Here is a 2,168-nt window from a genome sequence, read left to right as displayed (position 1 = left end):
GACGGAAGCTCTTTCGTAGAGCCGGCTGACGAGATGGAAGAGAAGCTGGCCACCGGACTGGGCGAAGGGCAAATATCCGAGCTCGTCCAGGACGATGAAGTCCATCCGGGTTAGGTGCTCAGCAAGCCGGCCCTGTCGTCCATTGCGGGTCTCGGTCTCGAGGCGGTTGACAAGGTCGACTACGTTATAGAAGCGGCCACGGGCACCAGATCGGATGCAGCTTCTGGCGATCGCAATGGCCAGGTGGGTTTTGCCCGTGCCGGTGCCGCCGACCAGTACGACGTTGCGCTGCTGGGCGATGAAGCCGCCGCCGCCGAGAGCGTGCCGTCGAACTGGAAGTCCTCGAGGTCCTTGGCCAACGGCAGCTTGGCGATGGTCAGCTGGTACTTGATCGACCGGGCCTGCTTCTCGTTGATCTCGGCGTTGAGCAGGTCGCCAACAATGCGCTGGGGTTCATGCTGGCGCTTGACCGCTGTCGCCATGATCTCGTCGAAGGCGGCCTTCATACCGTAGAGCTTGAGTTCGCCCATCAGGTCGAAGATTTGGGTTCGTTCCATCAGATGGTCCTCCGGAGGTTGTCGTAGCGGGCACAATCAGCGATCGGCGCATGGCGAAGCGTCAGCGCGGCCGGCGTCAGGATGTTGGCTGGTGGGGCGGGTTCACGTTGCCGAGCCAGGATGTTGAGCACGACATCGGCGGAATGGACGCCATGACTGAGGGCTTCGGCACAGGCAGCTTCCACCGCCGGCAGACCGTCAGCCAGCACCGCGTTGAGGATGTCGACCATCTGCCGATTGCCATCATCGGTGCTGGCAAGCCTGCGTCGGATCCGCTCGATTGCGGCTGGTAGCACCCAGTCCTTGAAGGGAGCTCCATTGCGCAAGGCGCCGGGTTTGCGAGCGAGCACCGGCACATAATGCCAGGGATCGTAGGTCGTCTCGCCGCGTCCGAAGGATCGTGGGTGCTCCGCAATGATCCTTCCATCCTGACGGATCACGATGCGATCGGCATAGGCTTGGACCTCGACCGGGCGCCCGACGGCGCTGGCTGCGACTGAGTACTTGTTGTTGTCGAAGCGCACCAGACAGGTCTTCGAGACCGACGCCGGCACCGCGTGGAAGCCGTCGAACCGGCCGGCATAGGGAACGAGCTTGGGGCGCTCGGCTTCGAACACGTCCCAGATCGTCTGATCGGCCAGCTCCGGGTGACGATGCGCCTTGGCGTAGGCGATACACTTATCGAGCAGCCAGGCGTTTAGCTCGTCCAGGTTCTTGAACCGCAGCCGCGGCGTGAAGAAGCGCTCCCGGACCAGCCCGACCTGGTTCTCGACCTGCCCCTTCTCCCAGCCCGAAGCTGGTGTGCAGGCAACCGGATCAACCAGATAGTGGCTGCACATCTGCAGGAAGCGGCGATTGTAGCGCCGATCCTTGCCGACGAAGATCGTCTCCACGGCGGTCTTCATGTTGTCGTAGATTCCGCGGCTGCAGGTACCTTTGAACAGGGCGAACGCCCGGTCGTGGGCGTCGAACACCATCTCCTGCGTCTCGCGCGGATAGGCCCGCACGAACAGCATGCGGCTGTGGCAGAGCCGGACGTGGGCGGCCTTCACCATCACCGTGGTGCCGCTCAACAGGACCACCTCGTGGCTCCAGTCGAACTGGTAGGCTTCGCCTGGGGCAAAGCTCAGCGGGACATAGGCTGACGCTGTCGAAGCGCCACGCTCTCGGCTCCACCGCCGCGCATAGCGACGAACCGCGTCGTAGCCGCCGGCATATCCGAGGCCGCGAAGCTCTTCGAACAAGCGGATCAGCGTCAGCCGTTCGCGCGTCGCCTTGCTCTCGTTCGCCGCCAGCAACCGGTCAAGCTCGGCACTCCACGGGCCCATCTTTGGAAGCGGCTGCGTCTCTCGTTCGTACCGGAACTCCGTCGCCTCCGAACGAATGACCTTGCGGACCACCTTGCGTGATACCCCAAGCTCCCGGCAGATCGCCTTGATGGGCTGACCATGAACAAAATAGGCGCGACGGATCTTCGCAATCGTCTCCACCACCAGCATCCCAACCTCGGCTTCCATGACTTGATGGAAGCCACTGTGGACCCTTGCCCCGGGGTCCCGATTGGATGCCGATCACCCCGAAAACGGGGTCCTTATTCCATGCCGAAACACA

At 63.0% G+C, this 2,168-nt stretch carries 2 pseudogenes; both read right to left on the bottom strand.

The annotated features are described in order from the left end of the window. Positions 1-557, bottom strand: a pseudogene (locus GGD61_RS40075) (ATP-binding protein); the annotation flags it as partial. Then, positions 454-2,056: pseudogene (istA, locus tag GGD61_RS40070) on the bottom strand (IS21 family transposase). The pseudogenes GGD61_RS40075 and istA, both read right to left, overlap by 104 nt. Positions 2,057-2,168: the final 112 nt, after the last annotated feature.

The sequence above is a fragment of the Bradyrhizobium sp. SBR1B genome (genome assembly GCF_014198205.1).
Classification (GTDB): Bacteria; Pseudomonadota; Alphaproteobacteria; order Rhizobiales; family Xanthobacteraceae; genus Bradyrhizobium.
The sequence above is the reverse complement of the archived record's forward strand: the minus strand, read 5'-3'. Positions and strand labels throughout refer to the sequence as shown.